At 39.4% G+C, this 23,608-nt stretch carries 22 protein-coding genes, 4 tRNA genes and 1 pseudogene; 19 read left to right on the forward strand and 8 right to left on the reverse strand.

All coding sequences use genetic code 11. The annotated features are described in order from the left end of the window. Window positions 1–56 precede the first annotated feature (56 nt). The 4 genes from FTT98_RS01285 (at window position 57) to FTT98_RS01300 (ending at window position 531) form a co-directional block, all read left to right on the forward strand. A tRNA-Leu gene (locus FTT98_RS01285) sits at window positions 57–141 on the forward strand. Between the two features lie 37 nt (window positions 142–178). Continuing rightward, window positions 179–252: transfer RNA gene (locus FTT98_RS01290), tRNA-Trp, on the forward strand. A gap of 36 nt (window positions 253–288) precedes the next feature. Then, window positions 289–373: transfer RNA gene (locus tag FTT98_RS01295), tRNA-Leu, on the forward strand. 73 nt (window positions 374–446) lie between these two features. Beyond that, window positions 447–531 (forward strand) — tRNA-Leu (locus FTT98_RS01300). A gap of 307 nt (window positions 532–838) precedes the next feature. Here FTT98_RS01300 and FTT98_RS01305 read toward each other — a convergent pair. Beyond that, entirely contained in the window at window positions 839–1,042 is a 204-nt protein-coding gene (locus FTT98_RS01305) for a hypothetical protein (protein WP_078188846.1), read from the reverse strand. A 482-nt stretch (window positions 1,043–1,524) separates the two neighbouring features. On the opposite strand from FTT98_RS01305, the pseudogene FTT98_RS01310 reads away from it, so the two are divergent. Further along, window positions 1,525–1,750: pseudogene (locus FTT98_RS01310) on the forward strand (hypothetical protein). Window positions 1,751–1,842: 92 nt separating this feature from the next. Here FTT98_RS01310 and gloB read toward each other — a convergent pair. Both gloB and FTT98_RS01320 read right to left on the reverse strand, forming a co-directional pair. Further along, window positions 1,843–2,574 (reverse strand): hydroxyacylglutathione hydrolase, encoded by a 732-nt coding sequence (gene gloB / locus FTT98_RS01315; protein WP_180002990.1) that lies wholly within the window; start codon window positions 2,572–2,574, stop codon window positions 1,843–1,845. A 109-nt stretch (window positions 2,575–2,683) separates the two neighbouring features. Then, window positions 2,684–3,292 (reverse strand): flavin reductase family protein, encoded by a 609-nt coding sequence (locus tag FTT98_RS01320; RefSeq protein WP_180002988.1) that lies wholly within the window; start codon window positions 3,290–3,292, stop codon window positions 2,684–2,686. 104 nt (window positions 3,293–3,396) lie between these two features. On the opposite strand from FTT98_RS01320, the gene FTT98_RS01325 reads away from it, so the two are divergent. Together FTT98_RS01325 and FTT98_RS01330 are read left to right on the forward strand one after the other, a co-directional pair. After that, the gene (locus FTT98_RS01325) at window positions 3,397–4,218 is read left to right on the forward strand and encodes a PhzF family phenazine biosynthesis protein (RefSeq protein WP_180041336.1); all 822 of its coding nucleotides are present in this window, start codon (window positions 3,397–3,399) and stop codon (window positions 4,216–4,218) included. Window positions 4,219–4,367: 149 nt separating this feature from the next. Continuing rightward, on the forward strand, window positions 4,368–7,136 hold the full coding sequence (locus tag FTT98_RS01330; protein WP_180041338.1) for a pitrilysin family protein: 2,769 nt from the start codon (window positions 4,368–4,370) through the stop codon (window positions 7,134–7,136). Between the two features lie 80 nt (window positions 7,137–7,216). On the opposite strand, the gene FTT98_RS01335 is transcribed toward FTT98_RS01330, so the two are convergent. Together FTT98_RS01335 and FTT98_RS01340 are read right to left on the reverse strand one after the other, a co-directional pair. Beyond that, window positions 7,217–8,281, reverse strand: a complete 1,065-nt coding sequence (locus tag FTT98_RS01335; RefSeq protein ID WP_180007295.1) for an amidohydrolase — start codon at window positions 8,279–8,281, stop codon at window positions 7,217–7,219. 172 nt (window positions 8,282–8,453) lie between these two features. Then, entirely contained in the window at window positions 8,454–8,855 is a 402-nt protein-coding gene (locus tag FTT98_RS01340; protein WP_078188837.1) for a DUF3144 domain-containing protein, read from the reverse strand. Between the two features lie 106 nt (window positions 8,856–8,961). On the opposite strand from FTT98_RS01340, the gene FTT98_RS01345 reads away from it, so the two are divergent. Both FTT98_RS01345 and FTT98_RS01350 read left to right on the forward strand, forming a co-directional pair. Beyond that, window positions 8,962–9,594, forward strand: coding sequence for a hypothetical protein (locus tag FTT98_RS01345; protein ID WP_180007293.1), 633 nt, complete (start codon window positions 8,962–8,964; stop codon window positions 9,592–9,594). Window positions 9,595–10,040: 446 nt separating this feature from the next. Then, complete coding sequence (locus FTT98_RS01350) at window positions 10,041–10,211, forward strand: hypothetical protein (RefSeq protein ID WP_180002979.1); 171 nt, start codon at window positions 10,041–10,043, stop codon at window positions 10,209–10,211. Window positions 10,212–10,311: 100 nt separating this feature from the next. Here FTT98_RS01350 and FTT98_RS01355 read toward each other — a convergent pair whose 3' ends face one another. Then, on the reverse strand, window positions 10,312–10,743 hold the full coding sequence (locus tag FTT98_RS01355; RefSeq protein ID WP_168378945.1) for a hypothetical protein: 432 nt from the start codon (window positions 10,741–10,743) through the stop codon (window positions 10,312–10,314). A 223-nt stretch (window positions 10,744–10,966) separates the two neighbouring features. Further along, a complete protein-coding gene (locus tag FTT98_RS01360; RefSeq protein ID WP_180041340.1) occupies window positions 10,967–12,427 on the reverse strand; it encodes an inorganic triphosphatase in 1,461 nt (486 codons plus the stop codon). Window positions 12,428–12,748: 321 nt separating this feature from the next. Here FTT98_RS01360 and FTT98_RS01365 point away from each other — a divergent pair, with 321 nt between their 5' ends. The 8 genes from FTT98_RS01365 to rapA all read left to right on the forward strand — a co-directional run bounded on the left by FTT98_RS01365 (window position 12,749) and on the right by rapA (window position 21,316). After that, window positions 12,749–13,132 carry a DUF962 domain-containing protein gene (locus tag FTT98_RS01365; RefSeq protein WP_168378946.1) on the forward strand — a complete coding sequence of 128 codons (384 nt, stop codon included), beginning with the start codon at window positions 12,749–12,751 and terminating at the stop codon, window positions 13,130–13,132. Window positions 13,133–13,726: 594 nt separating this feature from the next. Then, window positions 13,727–14,347 (forward strand): thiamine phosphate synthase, encoded by a 621-nt coding sequence (gene thiE / locus FTT98_RS01370; protein WP_180040098.1) that lies wholly within the window; start codon window positions 13,727–13,729, stop codon window positions 14,345–14,347. A 31-nt stretch (window positions 14,348–14,378) separates the two neighbouring features. Beyond that, entirely contained in the window at window positions 14,379–15,677 is a 1,299-nt protein-coding gene (gene hemL, locus FTT98_RS01375) for a glutamate-1-semialdehyde 2,1-aminomutase (protein ID WP_180040096.1), read from the forward strand. Between the two features lie 104 nt (window positions 15,678–15,781). Continuing rightward, a complete protein-coding gene (locus FTT98_RS01380) occupies window positions 15,782–16,195 on the forward strand; it encodes a heme-binding protein (RefSeq protein ID WP_180040094.1) in 414 nt (137 codons plus the stop codon). Between the two features lie 226 nt (window positions 16,196–16,421). Beyond that, window positions 16,422–16,715 (forward strand): hypothetical protein, encoded by a 294-nt coding sequence (locus tag FTT98_RS01385; RefSeq protein WP_180040092.1) that lies wholly within the window; start codon window positions 16,422–16,424, stop codon window positions 16,713–16,715. A 139-nt stretch (window positions 16,716–16,854) separates the two neighbouring features. Then, window positions 16,855–17,559 (forward strand): phosphopantetheine-binding protein, encoded by a 705-nt coding sequence (locus FTT98_RS01390; RefSeq protein ID WP_180176875.1) that lies wholly within the window; start codon window positions 16,855–16,857, stop codon window positions 17,557–17,559. 133 nt (window positions 17,560–17,692) lie between these two features. Next, window positions 17,693–18,337 carry an RluA family pseudouridine synthase gene (locus tag FTT98_RS01395; protein ID WP_180040088.1) on the forward strand — a complete coding sequence of 215 codons (645 nt, stop codon included), beginning with the start codon at window positions 17,693–17,695 and terminating at the stop codon, window positions 18,335–18,337. Between the two features lie 141 nt (window positions 18,338–18,478). After that, the gene (gene rapA, locus FTT98_RS01400) at window positions 18,479–21,316 is read left to right on the forward strand and encodes an RNA polymerase-associated protein RapA (RefSeq protein WP_078188819.1); all 2,838 of its coding nucleotides are present in this window, start codon (window positions 18,479–18,481) and stop codon (window positions 21,314–21,316) included. 110 nt (window positions 21,317–21,426) lie between these two features. Here the strand turns inward: rapA and FTT98_RS01405 are convergent, their stop codons facing one another. Beyond that, window positions 21,427–21,816 carry a hypothetical protein gene (locus tag FTT98_RS01405; RefSeq protein WP_180040086.1) on the reverse strand — a complete coding sequence of 130 codons (390 nt, stop codon included), beginning with the start codon at window positions 21,814–21,816 and terminating at the stop codon, window positions 21,427–21,429. A gap of 560 nt (window positions 21,817–22,376) precedes the next feature. On the opposite strand from FTT98_RS01405, the gene FTT98_RS01410 reads away from it, so the two are divergent. After that, the gene (locus FTT98_RS01410; protein ID WP_078193592.1) at window positions 22,377–22,640 is read left to right on the forward strand and encodes a PAAR domain-containing protein; all 264 of its coding nucleotides are present in this window, start codon (window positions 22,377–22,379) and stop codon (window positions 22,638–22,640) included. A gap of 106 nt (window positions 22,641–22,746) precedes the next feature. After that, window positions 22,747–23,544, forward strand: coding sequence for an alpha/beta fold hydrolase (locus tag FTT98_RS01415; protein ID WP_180003806.1), 798 nt, complete (start codon window positions 22,747–22,749; stop codon window positions 23,542–23,544). The last annotated feature ends 64 nt before the right edge of the window (window positions 23,545–23,608 follow it).

A 23,608-nucleotide genomic window follows, 5' to 3' on the forward strand; every position in this document is an offset into this window, starting at 1 on the left:
TTTTTATAAAAAAGGCTTGTCATGTAGGGGTGATCTCTATAATATACACAGCCATCGGGGACGTGGCGAAATTGGTAGACGCACTGGATTTAGGTTCCAGCGCCGCGAGGTGTGAGAGTTCGAGTCTCTCCGTCCCCACCACTGAATTACTAAACATGAGTTTGGTAATGAAGGTTACAGAGGATTGGTGTAATGGTAGCATGACGGTCTCCAAAACCGTTCGTCAAGGTTCGAATCCTTGATCCTCTGCCAAGTTTTAAAAAGTCTGACATTGTCAGCAACCCTGTTGGGGACGTGGCGAAATTGGTAGACGCACTGGATTTAGGTTCCAGCGCCGCGAGGTGTGAGAGTTCGAGTCTCTCCGTCCCCACCACTTAATTTATTAAGTTGCCAAATAAACAGGTTTTTAAAACAAATTAAAGTCTGACATTGTCAGCAATCCTGTTGGGGACGTGGCGAAATTGGTAGACGCACTGGATTTAGGTTCCAGCGCCGCGAGGTGTGAGAGTTCGAGTCTCTCCGTCCCCACCATTAGATTAAGCAAGGTTTTATACCTTGCTTTTTTGTTTTTGAAATTCGAAAAAAATCAGTGTCTCAAACGTGGTTTTTTTGAAGACATAATCTAATGAAATAAATCTAATGAAAGATGATGAACCAAGAGATACAGCAAGATGTCTAATCTTGCTTTTTTATTGTCTGAAATTTAAATCAATAAAAATGTGTCAGTAAAACAAAGGTGAAAAAAAGCCCGCATATACGGGCAAATTTAGAAATGTGGATTCGAATCAATCGAATTAAATCATTTATTTCAAATCGTTCGAATAAATTATAGAGCAGATTATGCCTTTAAATGATCTTCAAACTCTTCACCGAGCTGCATGGCCAAAGCATTACCAGACAAGTCTACAGTCACTAGACCATATTCTTTTTTAAAACTGAATGTAAATCCACGATTATCTGCCAGTGTGCGAACAGAATATCCTAACTTTTCCAACCAAAGACGGAAGGCAACTAAATTTTTTGCTTTAACCACTTTTTTCACGAGCGAACTCCTTATCAATCATTAAAATATTAAATAGGGGTGTCAAAATATTTTTTAAAGGGGAAAGGGAAAACTTTTATTTAAAATATGAAATTTTGATGGATAAATAAACAGATTATCGGCTTGTAAACTGTATAAATTCATTTAAATTGCTGTTTTATAACAAGCTAAACTTAATGTAAGTAAATATAACGTATTTTAAAAATTTGGTTTTTAACTGCTGGCTTAAAATCTATCCTATGCCTATAGAGAAGCTGTGCGCAAAATAAACGATTGCTTGGCTTAGAATGCACAGCTGTTTGGGCGTGCAATATTGATTGCAAATAAAGACTTGTTCACAGCCAAATTAACTGGATAGGTGAGCATGCAAAGCTATTTCACATCAAGATTTGTCGAAAAGCTTTTATACTATGTTCTATTAGTATAAGTAGATTGAACGCATGCAGAACATTGAGCACGCTGTAAAAGCAAAAATTGAACAGATGCAACAAGCGGGACAGACGCCTGTTGCGGTGATGCTTGGACATGAAGATTGGTTGGTCTTTTCGGAGCAATCCAAAGTGGCATATACACCCATTTGGTAGTGCACGACGTTATCAGCCGGCATTAGGTGGTTTATTGATGGTACGTATCGATGAAATGCAAGCCGTTCGAGTTGTGACTCAAGCTGAATTGGATGAGTTTGCTGCAAGCAATCAAATTTTATAAATATAGAATGATAAATCGTCCCGAAATATTCATCACAAATAAAAACAGTATATTTGTGATGAAATCTTAAATTCATTAAACTCTCAATCCAATTAAAAATTGTCTTTAAGTTCTCTTAAGCGCTGAAACGCTTCAACACTTTCTGCGCGTAAAAATGGATTGGTTTCTAGTTCTAATTCAATGCTGCTTGGCAAAGTACATTGTCCAAGCATGCGTAGGGATTCAACCTCATCAAAACGCTGTTGTATGGCAAGGTTGTCGGGTTCAACATGCCGCGCAAACTGCGCATTCGACAGGGTGTATTCGTGAGTACAATACACTTGAGTTTCTGCAGGGAATGCGGCAATACGGTTCAATGAATCGTACATTTGTTGAAAAGTACCTTCAAATACACGTCCACAGCCCATAGCAAATAATACGTCGCCACAGAAAAGTGTATGAATGTCATCGATAAAATATACGATATGACCGAGGGTGTGGCCGGGCGTTGCTGTTATTTCAACTTCAAGACCATGAAATTCAAAACGGTCATTATGATCGAGAGGATAATTCACCCATGGAATACGGCTCAATTCTGCACGGGGACCGTAAACAGCAATGTTTTTATCCTGAATAAGTTCTGGTACGCCACCGACGTGATCTTTATGCCAATGCGTTAGCCAAATTTGCGTAAGATTGAGTTGATGTTCCTGACAATAGCGCTCGACCAAGGCAGCTTCAGTAGGATCTACTGCAATGACATCATGGCTTTCGGTGTGTTCAAGCAGCCAAATATAATTTTGCAGTGAATTTTTGACATCCAATGTATGTATTTTAAACGTCATATCCATTCATTCAATATTTAAAATTAAGTTAAAGTTAGCATGAAAATGCTCAAAACGGATGATTATTGATTTTCAACCTTAGGTAAACGACAGAGTTCATAGCACTATTTTAGTCTGGTGTCTCGTCTACAGATACGGGATTACCAATGGTATAAAAGTGCCCGCCAGCAACATGGTGTAGGCTTTTCCATTCATCTGCTACTTCATGATAATACCAATGTCCGTTACGGAAGACGCGGTCGTCTGCATAGGCAGCAATGACTTCGCCAATAAACAGATCGTGCGCTTGTTGATTGTGCGGCTCAGGAATAAGTTTGCACAGTAGCCAAGCAGCACAACCTTCAACCACAGGAATATTTGAGTTATTAAATTGAAATAATTCCACGCCACATTGGCGTAATTTTTCTGGCGCATCACGTTGGCTCATCATGCCAAGTGCATAGACCAGTTTGAGTTGTTTTAGTGTTGGTACTTGTAAGGCGAAATAGCCTGAATTCTCGATAATCTCACGTGTTTTAGTTGATTTATCCAGTACTACCGTCACTTTTGCAGGATTGAACTCTAAGGCGCATGCCCATGCCGCAGTCATCACACCGGTATGGGTTTGATCCTGAGCAGAGACGAGCACAGTCGGCCCATGATTTAAAAGTCGGTATGATTTTTCTAAAGGAACAGGGTGAATATGCGTTTTCAAAATTGTACCTATATTTAAGTTCATCTAAAACTTAGATGTTTTATTAAAAAGTGTTGCTACATAGCATATAACGCATGAAATATTTTCAAAAGCCTTTAATATAAATCACTAAATCAGGAGTTCTATCAATGAAAATGTATCAAGTGGACGCATTTACCCAAGTGTTATTTAAAGGCAACCCAGCGGCGGTTTTGGTGTTGGATGAATGGTTAGATGAACACTTGATGCAACAGATTGCTTTGGAAAATAATCTGTCTGAAACTGCATTTGTGAAAAAAATTGACAGCAGTAATTATGAAATTCGTTGGTTTACACCGACCACTGAAGTGGACTTTTGTGGACATGCGACATTGGCCAGCAGTTATGTGCTTTTTGAGTTTTATACTGCAGAAAAAAATATCCAATTTCATGTCAAAAATCTCGGTATTTTTAGCGTAAATAAAGCTGAAGATGGAAAAATTCTGATGAATTTCCCTGTGCGTCGGGCACAGGTCGTGAGCGAATATCCTGAAGAGCTACGTCTAGGGTTGAGTCAACCTTTTAAGCAGGTTTATCAGAATGCGCAGGCGTATATCGTGGAATACGAAATGGCTCAACAAGTCTTGGACGAACAACCGAATTTTGAAATTTTAAAACGTCTTGGCAAAATCCGCACCGCCATCACAGCGCCGGGTACGATCACTGATGTTGCAATCACTGCGGCAGCCCAGCAATATGACTGTATTTCACGCTATTTTGCACCGGGTAATGGCATCAATGAAGATCCTGTTACGGGTTCTATTCATACCGGAATTGTGCCCATTTGGGCAGAATGTCTACAAAAAAGTCAGATCTTGGCATATCAAGCATCAAGTCGTGGTGGTGAACTACACTGTCAAATGCTTGAAAATGACCGTATAGAAATCTCAGGCTATGCGTGTTTGTATATGCAGTCGGACATTTATATCTGAACATAAATCAAATACATGCTGTCGAAATCTGCGGCATGTATTTAATAAAAAGTAACTATTAATCCTGAAAAGCTCAGCATAAAATCAAAACCAATCTGATCGACAGCACTGCGCTGATCGATACTAAATATAAAGGACACTTGAATTACATGCGTATTAAACATTTAACGCTTTCACTTTTTTTTGCAGGTTTAAGTACAAGCCTCTTTGCTCAACCTGTATTGGTTAAAACTGAACAAGCCATTGAAGAATATAAATTAGACAACGGTTTTCGTGTGGTTTTGGCGCAAAACGATAAAGAAAGCAAAGTGTTTATGAATACGGTGTATTTCACGGGTTCATTAAATGACCCTGAGGGCAAAGGTGGTTTAGCGCATTTGCTTGAACATTTGGCTTTTAAAGGCACTGAAAATGTCAAAGGTGATGAATTTCAGCGTCGCTTAGACCAATTCACGCTGATGACCAATGCCAGTACGGATTATTATTCAACGAAATATACCAATGTGATTCGTCCTGAACAAAGTTCAATCGATCAAGTTTTGCATTTAGAAGCAGAACGGATGGATAAATTGGTACTTCAGGAAAAGTTTGTACCAACAGAAATTGATATCGTTAAGCGTGAACGTGAAATTCGTTTAGATCAGCCATTTTCCGTCTTAATCGACCAAGTTTTAAAAGAAGCCTATGGCAATCAATCTTTAGGTCGTTTACCGATTGGTGATTTGAAAGAACTTCAATCGATCAATATGAACGAATTAAACCAGTTCTATCGCCGTTGGTATGTGCCAAATAATGCAGTGATGGTGATTTCTGGTAAGTTTGATAAAGCGGCTGTATTAAAACAAATTGATCAACAATTTAGCCCAATTGCCGCACGTCAAATTCCTGAACAAGCCAAAGTCCCTAAATTAGATGGAACGAAATTAAAGCAACGCGAATTTACCGTTCATAAGGGCAGTGACTTTGGCAAATTTAATATTTATTTAAATGGTGCAGTCGAACCAATTAAAACTGCTTTGGCTGTATCTCCAACGTTGTATACCTTACAGCCAAGTGGACATTTGTACCAAAGCATGGTGGAAACAGGGACAGCAACCGCAGTTCAATCGACCACATGGTTAGATAAAGATTTTAATTTGGTGTTTATGGGGGCGATATATGGCCCAAGTCATGATGCTAACAAAGTGGCAACCAGTCTGGCACAAGGTGTAGAGCAGAATAAAGCCTTTAATGACGTCGAGCTAAACCGTGTTAAAAGCCTGACTCGAAATATGGCTGACAATGTCAAAAATAGCGCAACAGCACTTGGCGAGCGTCTTAGTTCTTATACTGTGGCTTATAACGGGGACTGGTCTCAATATTTCCGAGACTTAGATAAAGTACAAAAGCTAAATGTAAGCGACGTGAATCAGGTGTATAAGGACTTTCTAAAGCCCGAATACCGTGTCACAGGAAATATTCTACCAACACCTGAAGACCAGAAGAAAGCACAGCAACAGGCTGCGTCAAAACCTGCTGAAACTTTAGATCAGCAAGCGCCTGCAGAAGAGCCGTTGAAAGATGCGAGTGTTTATCGTGCTGAAGTGAAGCAATACGTTGCAGAGTCTAAGCAATATTTAAATCAGAAAGAAAAACAGATTCAGCGCGCTAAATTTAAAAACGGCATTCAGTATGCATTGTTTCCAACCAAAACTCGTGATGACAAGACCTATGCTACGATTGCATTGGATTTTGGTACAGCGCAAAGCTTAATGAATAAAGGTGAGTTGCTAGATTTGACAGCTTATCTCATGTTCCGTGCATCTAAAGATCAAAGTTTACAGCAAATTGCCGATAAAATTATTGATGTTGGTGGCGGTGCAACGGTCAGTGCAAATGATAATGGTCTCATGATTCAGGTGGTTGCACGTAAAGAAAAATTTGCTGATTTTTTGCAATATGTTATTGATGTTATTAAAGCTCCAGCATTTGAACAGTCACAATTTGATTTAATTAAAGCGCAAAGTTTATCGAGTTTGGATCGACCTTATACAGAGCCGGATACCGTTGCTGCAATGACGCTGTCGCGTATTGTCGAGATCTATCAGCCGGGGGATATTCGTTATCACTTCGAACCTGAACTTGCGAAAAAACAAATTGAGTCGGCTACACGTGATCAAGTGCAGCAGTTACATCAAAAATTCTTTAAAACACAGCATGCACAAATTGCGGTAACTGGTGATTTTGATACTAAGCAAATTGAAAAAATTCTGAAAAAAGAATTTGCAGATTGGAAAACCAGCGAGCCATATCAACGCTTAGAGTCTACGTTTACGGCATATCCTGCACAGAAAGTGCATGCATTGTCTGAACAGCGTGAGTTTGGTAGTTACCAAGCGATTATGACTCTACCTGTAGGTGTGGAGCATACTGATTCTCCTGCACTACAAGTATTACGCCACATACTTGGTGATTCACAGTTGTCTTCACGTTTAGCTCAAGAGTTACGTGAAAAGAATGCACTGGTTTATGGTTTTAGTGCAGACATTAATTTTGATGAATGGGTGAATTCGGGTGTACTGAGTATTGATGCAAACTACACTGCGGGTAAATCAGCACAAGTTTCTCAGTCTGTTCATAAAGTTTTGCAAAACTTATTGAAAAATGGCGTGACGGAACAGGAAGTAGAAGCGGCCAAAGCCAGTATTTTGAAAAAGCGTTTAACTGCACTTGAAGATGACCGTCGCATTCATAGCATGTTGATTCCACAGTTAGAAAAAGGTCGTGACCTAAACTATCGTGAAAAACGTGATCAACGCATTGCTGCTTTGACCAAGGCGGATGTTGATGCTGTCATTAAAAAATATATTCAACCTGAACATTTGGTTGAAGTGATGTCTGACCAATATGGTCAAGCCGCAAAATCTACTCAAAAATAAACCGAATAAAAAAATCCTCCAGATGGAGGATTTTTTTTGAGCCGCAATGGATAGCTTGATAGCAAAATAGCTTAATGAACTTATAGGCGGTAGAACTGACGCGCATTTTGTTGGAAGACTAAAGTCAGCGCATCAGGATCATAACTCGCGACCGCATCTGAAAAGGCGTCAATAATATTCACCAAGGATGCACTCACACTATCCATCGGGAAGTTAGAGCCAAACATCACACGGTATTTCCCAAAGCATTGTAGAGCATGCGAAATAAGCGGGAAGGCGCAATCGAAAATCTCTTGTTTGGATGCAAGGCGTTGTTCTTTATGAAACTGATGACCCAGCACAGGCATGAATAAACCAGACATTTTGGTATAAACATTTGGGCAACTTGCCAGTTCAGCTAAATCATCTTTCCAACGAAACAAGATATTGTCACGTGAAGTTTGGGTTAAGCCTGTATGTGAGCCGACAGGTCCAAAGGCACCGACAGGTGTCCCAAAATGATCCAGAACGATAGATGTTTCAGGGAAAGCACGTGCTAAAGCGGTTAAATCACGAATTTGGTCTGAATAAACCCATGCATCAAAACTTAAATTCATTTGAGCAAGGGCTTCAAAACCTTTCATAAATTTTTTATTGGTATAGAGATGGGGCTCATTGGTCCATGCGTGAACTTTTGGGTCTTCATGTACAGCTGCCATTTTTCGTATGCCACGAAAATGTGGGGAGGCTTGTTTATGCATTTTAAGAATTTTCTTAAAACTACTGTCACATGGGTCTGCAGTGCCGACTATGGCGCCAAGTTTAATCTTTTGAGCATTAAAGTCTAAAGATTCAATAAACTTTGTTTCACCAACCACCCCTTTGCCTTTATGGTCATGCCAGCTCGCTTCTACATGTACGATTTGATCGACCAGATAATGTCCTGCATCTTGCTTATAATTTTCAGGCAAATACGGTGTCGTCACATGTTTGGTTAAACCAACTGTGTCAATTAACTCTTGCGGCTTAACTAAGCGCATCATTTTGTCGAGCAAGTAGGGATGTTTACCCAATAATTTCACGGCAAGTGAAGCGGCATGTGGGGTATTGTATGGATCCCATTGATGTATATGTGAATCCACGATGGCAAAATCGAGCGTCTGCATTGCTATCCTTGTCCTTAAAACCATGTCCATTTCTTGCGTATTTCATTGTATTTCCGAATACGCGAGGCACTGAAAATAGCATGAATGATGAAAATACAACGTTATGACTAAATATTAAATCAAAGCTTTGTGAAAGAGAAGTTGTATAAAAAAAGCCCCGAAGGGCTTTTGATTAATGCTGATGATCGTGGTCGTGATCATGCTTATTTGCATGGAATTCTTCGTTATGACGGAAGCGAAGATAGTTTTCAAACTGTTCGCAATATTCATCATAATTATCTTCAAGCATCATTTGAAATTGTTGAAGAATATAAGACATCACTTGATCTTTGGCATCACGCATTTCTTTGCCATCTTTGAAGCCATTTGCAGCAACCCAAGTATTAAAGCGAGCAGTACCAAATAACATGGCAGCACTTACTTGACCGCGCATTTCTGCAGGTTTGACTTGAGAACCTTTTTCAACACGACAAAATTCATTGGCTTGTTTAATAAATTCATCCGCACGTTCAAAGAATGCTGCATTCAACGCTTCTTCTTCGGTTACATCAGTAGCTTCAATCTTTTGAACCATGAATGTGTCCTAGCATAAAAATCTAATGCAGTATTATAGGCAAAGCCTTGCAGAAACTAAACCTTTGACTTAATCTAAAAATAGCCTAAGTACAATGGAATGCTTCATGCAAGACGCAATCGCAGTGCAAAGTCTGAAAAGTGATATTGCATTACTTCGACAAAATATTTGGCCGCCCTCAACCTTAGCCAATGTAGAAGGGCTGCCCATTTATTATGGTACGCAGTCTGAAGTAGCCGAATATTATGCACAGTGGACAGGTTTAATTGAACGTGCTCAAGACTTATTTCAACCCTTTGTGGAAGATGAAGTCCTTGATGCAATCCATTTGCCGAGTCATTTGAATCTGCCGCTTTTTTATTTTCATGTGGATCGTATTCGAATCAACAAAACACGTGCAAAAGAATCTAAAACCTTTCGGGGTATTGCCAGCTTAGTTGAAAAATGTGGGCAGTTTGAAGCAGATCAAATTCAAGCGATGCGACATTGGCTTGACAGCGATGACACGGCAGCCTTGGTCGGACACCGTGAATTTATTGACCTCAGAACCTATGTATTTCAACATGGGCAAAGTGATTATACCCGTACTCGTTTTTATGTGAATGGCATTGTACTTAGTGTCGAAAACGAGTTTAAATTGGTGGATGCCCGTGACAAACCACGTAAAGCCCGTAGCGATAGCTATAGTGACCCTTTAGCAGATAACAATACGTGGAAAATCTTTGGGAAATATCGTTAATTAATAAATATCGTTAATTACTGATGTTACGCAGTAACATCAGAAGCGCCATTTGATTCAAATAAAAGAGCGATACGCGGCAACGTCATCCGCAAGTGTTTGAGACAGAACTACATCTATTTAAAGATGTTTTTGCGATACTTTGAATAAGTAGACGCTAGTGAACGAGTTTTGCGGATGACAATGGTTTTGGGTACTTTTGCCGAATGAGAAACAACGTTTCGTAAGAGTACTTCCAGCCGAAGGCTAATCCCTTTATTTAAACCCTAGATGTAAGACTCCGTCGAATAGACTTAAAAATCATTTTAAAAATGCGTAATTACTTTTACGCGCGTAACATCAGTTAATTAAATATGTTGACGATATTACTTAGAACGTGAATTTAGTTCGCTGCACAAGGATGCTTTGGATTATGTAATCCACGCCCTAATGTGAAAATAGCCACTATGGCAAATGCCGAAATTGAAAGTTTGGCTCATGCAGAGCAATTGACTGATTTTTATATGACCTTATTGCAAGGGATGACGATACAAGCACGTGATGGTATGGCCTTGACACAATTACAACGCATGGTGAGTAATGCCATGAAATCATGGGGGTTATTAGCACAAGGTTAAATCAGTATGGATTATGAATTAAACCCCCAATAGCAGTGTAGCCTTAAGGCAATTTTCTTAGTTTTTTTGAATGACTGATATGCAAATACTATATTGAAGTTTATTTGCAGGGATGAATTTTAATGTCGCCCAATTCCATCACACTGATATAACCGTCAACCGCAATTAAATTGTCGCTTTGACTCGATAGGGTGAGACATTCTCCAGACTTGACGCTAGATAGTAGCTGACCTTGTTGCGGATTCAAGTTCATGCTGTAAATACTCAGTGTGCCAGCATCGGTTTTGATTTGGTAAGACTCATCACCATAGTCCTCATTATTATTGCGCAGGACTTTAAAGGTTCGTCGTGTCTGATCAAAGTTTTGAGTTGGAGAAAGCGGCTTTTCGACTTGTAAGGATGCCGTGCGCCTTAATTCGGTACTTTGCACAGGCTTATGTTGTTCACTACAAGCACTCAGTATTGGGAAAAATATAAAAATAAGTGAAAATGAAAATAGGGGATAAATTACAGGTATGTGACTTTTCAACATAAAACCACCCTGAATCTAAGTTTTCAGATAGCTTATTTTAAAAGTTTTTATCCAGAAAACAAAAATAATAGGTTCTCAAAATATTTCAATGTAACTGAGTCAAACTAAGGAAATGATGAATTGAAAATAGCCGACTTTGAATCTGAATGATCAACAAATGAATATCTATATGACAATGTAGGATACAAATAAACAGGGAGAATCATTGAATCTCCCTTAGGTTTTATTTAATAAGTTTTCGACTGACAAGGAATTGTTCTGTCGCGTCTAATAGCTTATCTGCATAAACCTCTTGTTTTGCCGTCAACCAACCGAGAACAAACCAATCGCTAGCTTCCAGCTCTGTTTGCTGAATATATTGTGCAGAAGAAGATAGGACTTGGTATTCCTGAGCCGCGACTTGTGCATCATTAAGCGCTTTACTGTATTTCTGCAAGTTTTTTACATCATAAATCGATGTCAAAATAGGGAAGCTAAATTTAAGCTCTTGTATGCGCTGAGAAAGCACATCTAAGCTTTCAAAATTGTTAATGTCGGCATCATTTAAAGCCTCTTGCAGGGCTTTATATTGGTTTTGCAGGGTGTTTTGAGCATGCCATTTAAAATCATGTTGCTGCGGTGCATCATCGATTTTCAAACTAAACATTAAAAGCTCAAGATAATGATGTACATTTTGAGTCGATTTAACCAAATTGCCTAACTTCTCTTTGGCATACAAAATATCTTTGGTTAAATTTTCAGAAGTCGTTGGGTTTTGTAAAAAGCCACCCAAGGTATTTTGCATGTGCTCAAAATGGTGTAATTGTTCAAACTGCTGTTTAAATGCGCCTAATTGCAATGCCCATTTTTCAATGATATCGCTGTTCCAATCTTTAAACAGCGAAATGGTTAATTGTAAATGATGGAGTGCTTTTTGAGCTTGTGTAATGTGCTCGGCCTGAGCCACACCTGCAGAAATTGCGGCAATATTAGGCAGAAGGTGCTGCATTTCCTGTGCAATTAAAAGTCGTAAGTTTTTTGCGGCAGTGTCTTTTTTACTGAGTTGAAATTCTTTAGCCTCAACTGCTGGACTCACCGTTTGATTCAATGCCAGCAAGTTACCAATTTCCGCTTTACTGCGAACGTCTAACCACAAATGGTACTTTTTAACCCATTCAAAACTAAAGGCTAGAAGCGATTGAATAGAGCCACTTTTAAGTTCAAATTCAACTTCGTGAACCTCTGTTTCTGTGCTGTTACTGCGGATACAGCCGACATCTAAGCTAACTTCGATCTTGGCGTCTTCAAACTCTATGACGCGATAAGTTCTCAGAATGTCAGTTTCAAATTGAAGTTGTAGCGTATCTTGCTGATCGCCTAAAGTGGTTTTTAAAACCGATTGAACTTCAGCTTTATTGGCATAGACCGATAAATCTAAAGCAGGAGCTTGTTCAACTTCACCCAAATCTAAGTTATGTTCAAAGCGTTCAATGTGGCTTTTACCTGCAGCTTTCAGGGTTTGAATCCAGCGGGTTCCTTCTAAACGCTGACGCAAGGCTGCATGCTGCTGTGCCATTTTTCGATCTGGGGTATCAAAATATTTAGCTTTAAGTTGAATTTGTTCCGATTTTTTTGGATCGAGTGCTTTTAATAATGCAGTTCGACGTGCTTCTGGAATCTGGAACTTTAATTCAACTTCAACCATGGTTTTCTGTCCTGATGTCACAACTTCATGATCTGGCATGAAGCGATCTTTAAATTTTTATAAAAATGAAAAACTAAAATGTGCGTACATTTTCTATCAACTAAACGCGTATCGATTGTAGCGAAAAACAGTTGAGAAGTAAGACTTGACGGATTTGAAAACTCTGATTTTGGACGAAGAAAAGTTTTAAAAGATGGATATTCCATCAATTGTATAATTCACAATGGTTCGACTTTCATGGGATCAAAATAAAATTTTACGTCTTTAACGCGGACGAATTTTAAGCTATGTTGATTAAAATAAGTTCAGGATGAGCACAACATGAATTCACAAGTACAACCCGAGTTTAATCGAAACTTAAAGCCCGAATTTCAGTTACCGATTCGTGACTATTCGCAATTTTATCGATTTTATTTGACTGAACATCGAAATATTATGAGTCGTCGTTTACATGCCACCGGCAGCAGTATTGGACTCTATTTCTTTGCAAAAGCAATTTTAAAAAGACAACCAAAGTATTTTGCTTATGGCCTGGTTTCAGGCTATGCTTGTGCATGGGTCGGACATTTTTTCTTTGAAAAAAATAAGCCGGCAAGTTTCAAGCAGCCTTTATACAGCTTTATTTCCGATTGGCGCATGCTGTCTGATATTGTGAAGGGGAACTTAAGCTTAAAAGACCGTAATTTAGATAAGATTGATAGTTAATTATTTATTAATCAAACGTTTAATTTTTATTGATTTTGGTGTAGTTTTTTGAGTAAATGACTTGTAAGTTTAGAGTGATTAGTCTAATAATGTTCATATTGTTTATTCACTGTTTATCTGAAAGATAAATAGACGATAAACCCCAGTTTTCCAAGCCTAGAGTGACCTTCTCTAGGCTTTTTTTATGGCCTTAGAAATGGTCTATTGTTTGAAAGATTTAACCACAAAAATGTTCACAAAAAAAAATAGGCTAGACTTTTTGATGCTCTGAACGCTCCCCAAAACGTTTCTTACCAAGCACCAAAAAGTCTAATAGGTTGCATATTTTATTCTTATCAAGTGTTTTGTTTTTATGCGCTGTTTTTTGTATTCTTCTGTTTCGCTATTAGATAATTTGTATCAGTTTTGTTCTATACCTAAAAATAGTGATTTTTTCCATTTTTTACAGACAATTCAATTAAACATTTATATAAGCAGTCTTGTGAAAAGGAATATAACTTTCACAGCGGGAAAATATTAAAATTTTATGCCCCAAGCAACATTTCATAGACCTAATCGCTATAATATTCAAAAGTTTTAAGTTGTGATTGAACTATGCGTGGTTTATACCTCATTACCAATGATGATCCTATAGAATTGCTTTTAGCCAAACTTGAAGGCGCGATGGCGACTTATGAAGTCGCTGTTTTGCAATATCGCCGTAAAAAAGTGGCAAAAGAAGATCAGGCTTATGAAATTGAATACATGAAAAATATGTGTAATCAGTACAAAGTGCCTTTTGTTATTAATGACGATTTAGAAACTGCAGTTCAATATAGTGTGGGTGTCCATTTAGGGCAAGATGACGGTTCAATTGCTGAAGCTGTAGCACGCTTACCTAAAAATGTTTTGATCGGTCGAAGCTGTAATAACTCTTTAGAACTGGCTGAGCAGGCGATTGCAGACGGTGCAAACTATGTGGCTTTTGGTGCCATTTTTGCAACTGAAACCAAGCCTGAAGCAGGCAATATTGGCTTAGAAACGCTAAAACAAGCCAAAGCGAAACTAAATGTACCTATTTGTGCAATTGGTGGTTTAACTGTAGAGAACTCCGCTGAAGTGATTGAAGCAGGTGCTGATCTTTGTGCTGTGATTAGTGATGTATTAGGTCGTTCAATGTCTGCTGTCAGCAGTCGTGTTTATGAATGGTCTGAGCTTTTTGCTGAACAAGCTTAATTTTTTTAGATTGAATAAGTAGAGAATTTTTATGAGCTTATCTGCTAAGCAAGAACAATTATTTAAACAAGCCAGCAAGCATATTCCTGGCGGCGTAAACTCTCCTGTACGTGCATTCAATGGTGTAGGTGGTACACCGGTATTTATCGAAAAAGCGCAAGGCGCATATCTCTATGACGTAGACGGAAAACGCTATGTCGACTATGTCGGCTCTTGGGGCCCAATGATTTTAGGTCATGCGCAGCCCGACATTATTAAAGCGGTTCAAGAAGCGGCTGTTGATGGTTTGAGTTTTGGTGCGCCAACCGTTCATGAAACGACTTTGGCGGATATTATTTGCGAAATTATGCCGTCTATTGAATTGGTTCGTATGACTAATTCAGGGACTGAAGCGACTATGACAGCCATTCGTCTTGCTCGTGGCTATACCGGCCGTGACAAGATTGTAAAATTTGAAGGTTGCTACCACGGTCACTCAGATTCACTCTTGGTTAAAGCGGGTTCAGGCTTACTCACTAAAGGTGAAGGCGAAGCGACTTCTGCAGGTGTTCCTGCTGATTTCGCCAAACACACTTTAACCCTGCCGTACAACGATATTGCGATGCTGAAAGAATGCTTTGCAAAATTCGGTTCAGAAATTGCAGGTGTGATTGTCGAGCCAGTTGCAGGCAACATGAACTTGGTGAAACCAATTGACGGTTTCTTGCAAGCGATCCGTGATGTATGTGATGAGCATGGTTCTGTCTTTATCATTGACGAAGTGATGACAGGTTTCCGTGTCGGTCTTGGCGGTGCGCAAGCGTATTATGGCGTAACACCTGACTTGACCACTTTAGGCAAGATCATTGGTGCAGGCCTGCCAGTTGGTGCATTTGGCGGTAAACGCGAAGTGATGGAATGCATTGCACCTCTTGGTAAGGTATATCAAGCAGGCACACTATCAGGCAACCCACTTGCAATGCGTGCTGGTATTGAAATGTTTAAACATTTGCGTAAACCTGGCTTTTATGAAACTTTAACTGAAAAATTGGCAGGCTTACTTGCTGGTTTACAAGCTGCTGCAGACGAAGCGGGCATTCCGTTCTTTACCCAGCAAGTAGGTGGAATGTTTGGTATTTACTTTACAGATCAAACTGAAATCACGGGTTTTGATTCAATTTTGAAATGTGATGTAGATGCATTCCGTACATTCTTCCATGGTATGTTACAGCGCGGTGTAAACTTAGCGCCTTCAGCTTTTGAAGCAGGCTTCTTCTCAAGCGCGCATAGCGATGAAGATATTGCATTTACCATTGAAAAGGCGAAAGAAGTTTTTGCCGAAATGAAGTAATTTTCATTTAAAACGGCAAATTCTGCTTTAGAATAAAGCCCGCAGCCTGCTGTGGGCTTTATTGTAGCCGCATGATTGAACGTGCATTGAAAAAGGATTTTTAAATGAAAACCAAGCATTATTTAACTTTGGCGGATGCAGAATTTTTATTAAACACAGCACATGCTTATGCAGTAGAAAATGGTTTTAATGTCAGCATTGCGGTAACGGATGAGACAGGCAATTTGTTAGCGATGAAACGAATGGATGGTGCATCGCCAATGACAGCAAATCTATGCTTAGAAAAAGCCAAATGTTCAGCCATCAGTAAGCGCCCATCTAAATTGTTTGAAGACATTATTAAAGGCGGTCAGATGGGTTTTCTGACCATGGATACCTTTTCAGGCATGCTGGAAGGCGGTGAGCCGATTATGTACGAAGGGCAGTTGGTGGGTGCGATAGGAGTGTCTGGAGTAAAGTCTTTTCAGGATGCAGAAATTGCACAGCAGGCGATTGAGAAGTTTTTGGCACAGGTATAAAACTTCCTTAGAGATTTTTAAGTTTAGCTATATTTAAAAATTCATAGTTTCATAGCCAATGATGCGTCGAACGTGAATAATCACAAAAAAGCTGTTTCATTGTGCTGGACTCTGAAATGGATGATTTTAATAAGATATTGATGCTTATAGGTAAATTTCAAGAATTTCGTAAAAGGTTTATTATGTTAATTGTAAAAATAATTAAAAGTTTAGGAATACTAGTAGAATGCAGCTAATAGAAATAGAACCTTATTTTTGGGAATTATATGAGGATAGCGAAAATATATATCTCAATGTTTTTATAAATATAAGTGCAATTTCTTGGGAGAAAACTATCTGCCTAGATGAACAAGCGATTCAGCAATATCAGACTCAAGGAAAAAGTTTTATTGATGGCTTAGCGAAAAGAATTGAAAGTAGCCAATTTGGAACAGATTATGAAAGATTTTACTCATATGTAGATGCCTCTAAAGAACAGAAAAAGGCAATGCTTCAAGCATTTAAAGAATATAAGGCTTAGCAAAATTAAATCCATTTAATATAATGAAGATTGTACGAAATGTTTATGTTTACATAGGTAAATAGCAAAGAACTTATTACTTTTGTGTATCTACGCTAGCATAAGTTTAATTTATGAATAATTAGTTGACTCATCTCCCATGCTGTACCCAATGCCCAAAAAAATCCAACTTTCACCATCTAAAGCGAAATGGCAACTGTCATCAACACAGTCAGTATTGGTGCTGGTTGGTTTACAAAATTTACGCATGCAGCAAGGCATACAAGATACGCAGTTGATGGAAAATTTGATCCAGCTAACCAATAAAGCCAAAGCTTTAGAGATCCCCATCGTCGATTTATATGGCGATGATTTACTTCAGGGCATGCAGCAGCTCGGTGAATATGCAACAACACACCAGCAGCTGATCTTTACAGGGCAAATCACGCCTATGCTGAAACAGATCTTGCCGCATCTATATAGCGTGACAGAGCAAATCTGTATTATTGATGACGCAATTGTGCTGAATAATCAGGAACAGCATATTCAGTGGGTGGACTCCATGTCAGGCCAAGGTATACATCATATGAGTAGTTATAATTTGATGCGGCTTTGGAATCTGTCAGCACCAACGGAATTCGTTTTGTCAGCCAAAGGCATATTATTGGCTATTGCAGAGCAGCTAGATATGGACGCTTTGGAAATAGATCCCTTAATCGATTTACGCAGTTATGGACTCGATTCCGTTGCCATGGTCAGCTTAATTGGTTTGTGGCGTGCCAATGGTGCAAACATCCGTTATGAAGACTTTTTAGAGGATGCAAGTTTAAAAGTATTGCTAGAAAAATTGCTCAGTACAGACTAAACAAAGCTAATTGGAATTATTTTTGTTCTAAATCGGAAAATACGTCGGGAAATATAGCTTTGTGCATTGTAATTGTTGGCTAAGCTTTTTATTATTGCCGCCTTGTTTTTCGAGATCAGAACTGGATTGAACTTTGAGTAATTTTCTAACCGAACACCTGATACATCGTGACACTGACTTTATGGTCATCCATAAACCAGCAGGTTTACTCACAGTTCCGGGAAAAACAGCAGATTTAAAAGACTGTGTTATCAATCGATTATTAAAAATTGAACCGAATACCTTGCTCATCCATCGTTTGGATCGTGATACCTCAGGTATTTTGGTTTTTGCATTAACCCGTCAAGGGCAAAATCGAATTTCACGCCAGTTCCAAGAACGTCAAACTTCAAAAACATATCAGGCATTGGTTGCGGGTACGCTCGAAGGTGAAGGTACTGTTGATGTACCCGTCGTGTATGACCCAGAACATCCGCCACTGCATATTGCCGATCCTGCACATAATAAGCCTGCACTTACGCATTGGAAAGCCACTGAACATTTTGAGATTCAGGGGCAAGCCGTAACACGTGTAGTTTTAACGCCTATTACCGGTCGATCACATCAGCTTCGCGTTCATATGCAATATTTAGGTCATCCTATTGTTGGTGATACTTTGTATGCAACACCTGAGCAACAGAAGCTGATGCCGCGTTTATGTTTACATGCTGAGCGTTTAAGTTTTAACCATCCTGAAACAGAGCAAACAGTGGAATTTCACTGTCCTGTACCATTTTAGGAAAATCATTTAAATCCCTAAGAATTCTGCTCACTATTTAGTGGGCTTTATGTCAAAATATATTGCTTTATGGTCTAGATTTTTGCTCAAATAACGTTCACAGTTTGAGCATAATATTTTCAGACCGAACTTGAGAAAAAGGTGGAAAAATTGCAGCAGTTTGCTATTGGTCAACGTTGGTTATCAGATACAGAAACGGAACTGGGTTTAGGTGTTCTTATTGATGTTGATGAGCGATCGGTCAGCATTTTATTCCCAAAAAGTGATGAAACTCGTGTCTATGCCCGTCACAATGCGCCTTTATCTCGTATTGTTTTCAATGTAAATGACGAAGTCCAAGACCAAGAAGGTCAAATTTGGATTGTCGAATCGCTTGAAGACCGTGGTGGTGTGGTTCGTTATAACGCGGTACGTAAACTTGCCGATGGTACTGAAGAGCGTAAAGCACTGAATGAAACACGTATTGGTGCAAGTATTCAGTTAGCAAAACCATTAGATCGTTTACTTGCAAGCCAAGTGGACTATAAAGAATGGTATGACCTGCGTATCGAAGCACTGCTTCTTCAAGCCAATATGAAGTCTAGCCCTTTACGTGGCTTAGTGGGTTCACGTGTGGGTCTCATTCCACACCAACTGTATATTGCGCATGAAGTGGGTAAACGTTTTGCTCCACGTGTATTACTTGCTGACGAAGTTGGTCTGGGTAAAACCATCGAAGCTGGTCTGATTATTCATCAGCAACTCAAAACGGGTCGTTCAGAACGTATCTTGGTCTTAGTACCTGATTCATTGCAATATCAATGGATGATTGAAATGCGTCGTCGTTTCAATCTTGAGTTCTCATTATTTGACTTGACGCGTACAGCTTCGATTAAAGAACACGATCCAGACCTCAACCCATTCTTAACTGAACAATGCATTATTGCTAGTGTTGATTTGATGATCGACCATGATGACTTGCGTGAACAAGCGCTTGAAGCTGGTTTTGATTTGCTCGTGGTCGATGAAGCCCATCATTTAATGTGGTCAGAAGAAGAAGGCGGCAATGACCGTTATGACCTTGTTGAAGAACTTGCTGAAAAAACGCCGGGTGTCTTGTTACTAACCGCAACGCCTGAACAATTAGGTGTGGAAAGTCACTTTGCACGTTTACGTTTACTTGATCCACAACGTTTTAGTTCACTTGATCGTTTCTTGGATGAAGAGGAGCAGTATCACCAAACAGCTAAAATTGCTGAAGTGCTGATGTCTGATCTGCCACTCGAAGAAGGGCATTTGGCAGCGATTGAAAGCCTATTAGGTCATCGAATTACTGACGAGCCAGAACAACGATTCCGTGCTATTCATGAGTTATTAGACCGTCATGGTACAGGTCGTATTTTATTCCGTAATACCCGTGAAGCGATTCAAGGCTTCCCAGGTCGTGACTGTCAGCCTGCGCCATTACCTGCACCTGAAAACTGGTCTAAAGATGGCAAGCTACGTGAACAAATGTGGCCTGAAGAAGCGCAGCTTGATGGCTCGTGGATGGAAACTGACCCACGTGTGATGTGGTTGATGGAACGTCTGCGTACAGACCTGAAACACAAAAAAGTGTTATTGATTGCACGCAGTGGTCCAGTGGTTGAGTCTTTAGAAAATGTACTTCGTTTGCATGCGGGTATTCGCACAGCGATGTTCCATGAAGGCATGAGTTTATTAGAACGTGACCAAGCAGCGGCTTACTTTGCGGAAGAGTCATACGGTGCGCAAATTTTACTTTGTTCAGAAATTGGTTCTGAAGGTCGTAACTTCCAGTTTGCATCGGACCTTGTGTTATTTGACTTACCTGCCAACCCAGACGTACTTGAACAACGTATTGGTCGTTTAGACCGTATTGGTCAAGAAAATCGTATTCAAATTCATGTGCCTTATTTGGTTGGTACTGCTCAAGAGCGTATGTTCCGTTGGTATAACGAAGCATTAAATATTTTCTGTAATATCTCGCCGACTGCGCAAACCTTACAAGAAAACTTCATTGTCAATCTGAAAGATTGTTTGTTGGCAGATAAAGGTCAAGAGTTTGAAGATTTGCTCGAAGCGGTGAGTGTACAACGTGAAGCACTTGAAGCTGAACTTCAAGAAGGTCGTGACCGTTTACTTGAGTACAACTCTTGCCGTCCAATTGTAGCGCAAGAAATTGTCACTGCACTTGAAGACTACGACGACAATACAACCTTACCAATGTTTATGAAGCGCTTCATGGCGTCTACAAACATTGATTTTGATGAGCAAAGTAATGGTACCGTGATCATCAAACCTACGGATCAAATGCAAGTTCAAGGTCTGACTTTGGACGAAGAAGGTATGACGGCGACGTTCTATCGTGACCAAGCACAGATTCGTGAAGATGCTCAGTATTTAACACTTGAGCATCCATTCACTGAAAGTGTGATGGAAATGATTAATACACAAAGCTTTGGTAGTACTAACGTTGCTGTATTGAAATCAGCAGCTTTACCACAAGGTTCTGTGTTAATGGAAGTGTGGTTTAAAGTCGATGTCGTTGCACCGAAAGCACTGAATTTGCCGTCAAGTTTGCCACAACAGTTGGTTCGTGTATTACTAAGCGAAAAAGGTCAGGATTTATCGCAAAAAATTGCACCTGAAATTTTACGTCCTTATTTACATCATCTTGATGGCAACAGTTGCCGCCAAGTGGTTAAGGCGCGTCGTGATGTCATTGAACAGCGTTATACGCAAGCGCTTGAAATTGCTCGTGGTGCATTACCGGGCTTTAAACAACAAGCCAAAGAAATCTATGGTAGCAAATGGCAGTATGAAATTGACCGTTTGACTTATTTGAAGCAGTTCAACCCAAGTATTCGTGAAGACGAAATTGCACGTTTACAAAAACTGCAAAAAGAAGGTTTAACACTGCTTGATGGTCTAGCGGTTACACCAGAAGCGATTCAAATTATGGTAGTGGTTAAGCCATAAGTTAAGAATCTTAAAAAAGCACCTTCGGGTGCTTTTTTTTATGGCTAAAATTATAACTGTAAAATTAATCACGACAGATTTAAGCTAAATCTTAGTTTTGTATTATTTTTTTAATCTAAATTGTCGACATCGGCATAAAAAAAGTAACTATTCTTCAGCAATTCTACAGCTTGATCAAAATCTTCATTTTCATCCAACATATAAAATATGCCATCAAGCTTTGTATAGTCAGGATGATTTTTTGCTAACTGAATTTGGATCGTACTTCGTTCTGCTTGGCTGCGTGTTACATAATGAACACTAAGTAAATCAAAGTCGATGTCATTACATAGCGGCTGTTTTAAGGCAATGGCACCACAATAATCATGTATTTCAGGTAATAAGCGTAGAACTAAATCAGCCTCTTTGCTTTCCGCCACGATGAGCTCTGGGTCTGCAGTCTTACACAAGGCCAGTATTTCTGTTAATAGGGTTGTTTCATCTAGTGTATGGTCTAACACGATGACTTTTTACGGTTGGATTAAATCAAAGTCATCTATTAAAATCATAAAACCTCCTGAAAATAGAATGGTTATGCTTTATTTATCTGCGTTATAAAATGAAATGGCGCTACGTTTGGAATCTAAAATTTTCTACAAATGGTTTTGGATAATGTGTTTAGTCTAAGAACGTTCTAAGGTTAATCATGGCGTAGAAATGCAACATTTTTTGATTCGTAGCTCAGTTAAATATGAAATTGTTAATATAGGGCGCTACGCTTCATGCTCATTGCTAGACCCAATATACATGCTTTGATTAGTAAAAGAATCGGCGTCGCGACATAAACTGTCGTTATTGATATCGATTGAATCCTGAAAGTGAAATGATTAAATGTATTCGGACATATAGCGATAGCATCATAATCAAATGATTGTTCACGAACTGTCTTAATGTCGTGTTTTGATGCTTTAGTTAAGTAAAGTTTTGGCTTGGTTAAATTTATACTTCGATGCTAGCGAGTTGAGGGCAGTTCCGTTAAAATGCTTCAAATTTCAGCAGTTCGTTAGAAGAAAATAAAAATATGAAATCCTTAATTACCTTAGGTAGTAAAACGTCACACGGTGGTGTGGTTTCAGAATGTGAACCTTCATTTGTGATTAATGGTATTGCGGTGCATTTAAATGGCATGAAACATTATTGCCCGAAATGTAATTCGACTGTGGCTGCGATCGCGGCAGATCAAAGTACAACGGTAAAGGGGCGTGGTGTTGTGGTTGCTGGAGATAAAACCACTTGTGGCGCAACCTTCTTACCAAATCAATCAATGGTCGGTTCACAAAAATAATCTGCATACTGACTTTTAGGTCATCTAGATAAGCTCTTTGAGTCCTGTTTAAATCGTATTGATCTCTTTATGATGGGTCATCATCAGTTGATTGGATGAGTTTTAGATGAAAAGCGCGATCCATTTTACCCATGCCAATGGTATTCCTGCCGCGAGTTATCGAAAGTTTTTATCCTACTTTTCACCGCAATTTGATGTGAAGGCGATTCCGCTGATTGGTATGGATGAGCGCTATCCGATCACCAAAGATTGGCGATATTTGGTCGATCAAGTCATCGCAGATATTGAGCACCAATTTCCAAAGCAACAAGTGATTGGGCTAGGGCATTCTTTTGGCTCTTTAGTCACCCTGATGGCGGCTTATAAACGTCCAGATTTGTTTTCACAACTGATTATTATGGATCCACCTTTTGTAATCGGTCCTAAGTCCGCCATTTTTGAAGGCATGCAAAAATTAAAGCTCAAAACTGTCGATAAAATCACGCCTGCAGCAATTACACTGAAGCGCAATGATCATTGGTCAAATTTGGATGAAGCCTATACGGCTCTGCGGAATAATCGTTTATTTAAAAGTTTTGATTCGCAGTGTTTTGAAGATTACTTTGCACAAGGCATTCAAGCTGATGAAAAACGCGGTGGCGTGACCCTCAGCATTCCAAAAGCCGTCGAAGCACAAATTTTCCGTACAGTGCCTGCATGGTGGTGGCGTACCCCACGGAAAGCCCCTCAAATGCCTGTACACCTTATCACCGCAAATGACAGCCATTTTTATAAACAAGGTTTGCCTGACGGAATGAAGAAAACCTATGGTATAGATTATAGTGTGGTTGATGGTGGGCACATGTTTCCACTTGAGCAGCCGAAACAGACAGCGCTACACGTCATGCAGTACTTACAGCATTAGAAAAATATATTTTGCTCATAAAAAAGGAGACCTGAACGTCTTCTTTTTTTCTCACCGTTAATTT

It is taken from the genome of Acinetobacter sp. YH12039 (genome assembly GCF_013420015.1).
In the GTDB taxonomy this organism is placed as follows: domain Bacteria; phylum Pseudomonadota; class Gammaproteobacteria; order Pseudomonadales; family Moraxellaceae; genus Acinetobacter; species Acinetobacter amyesii.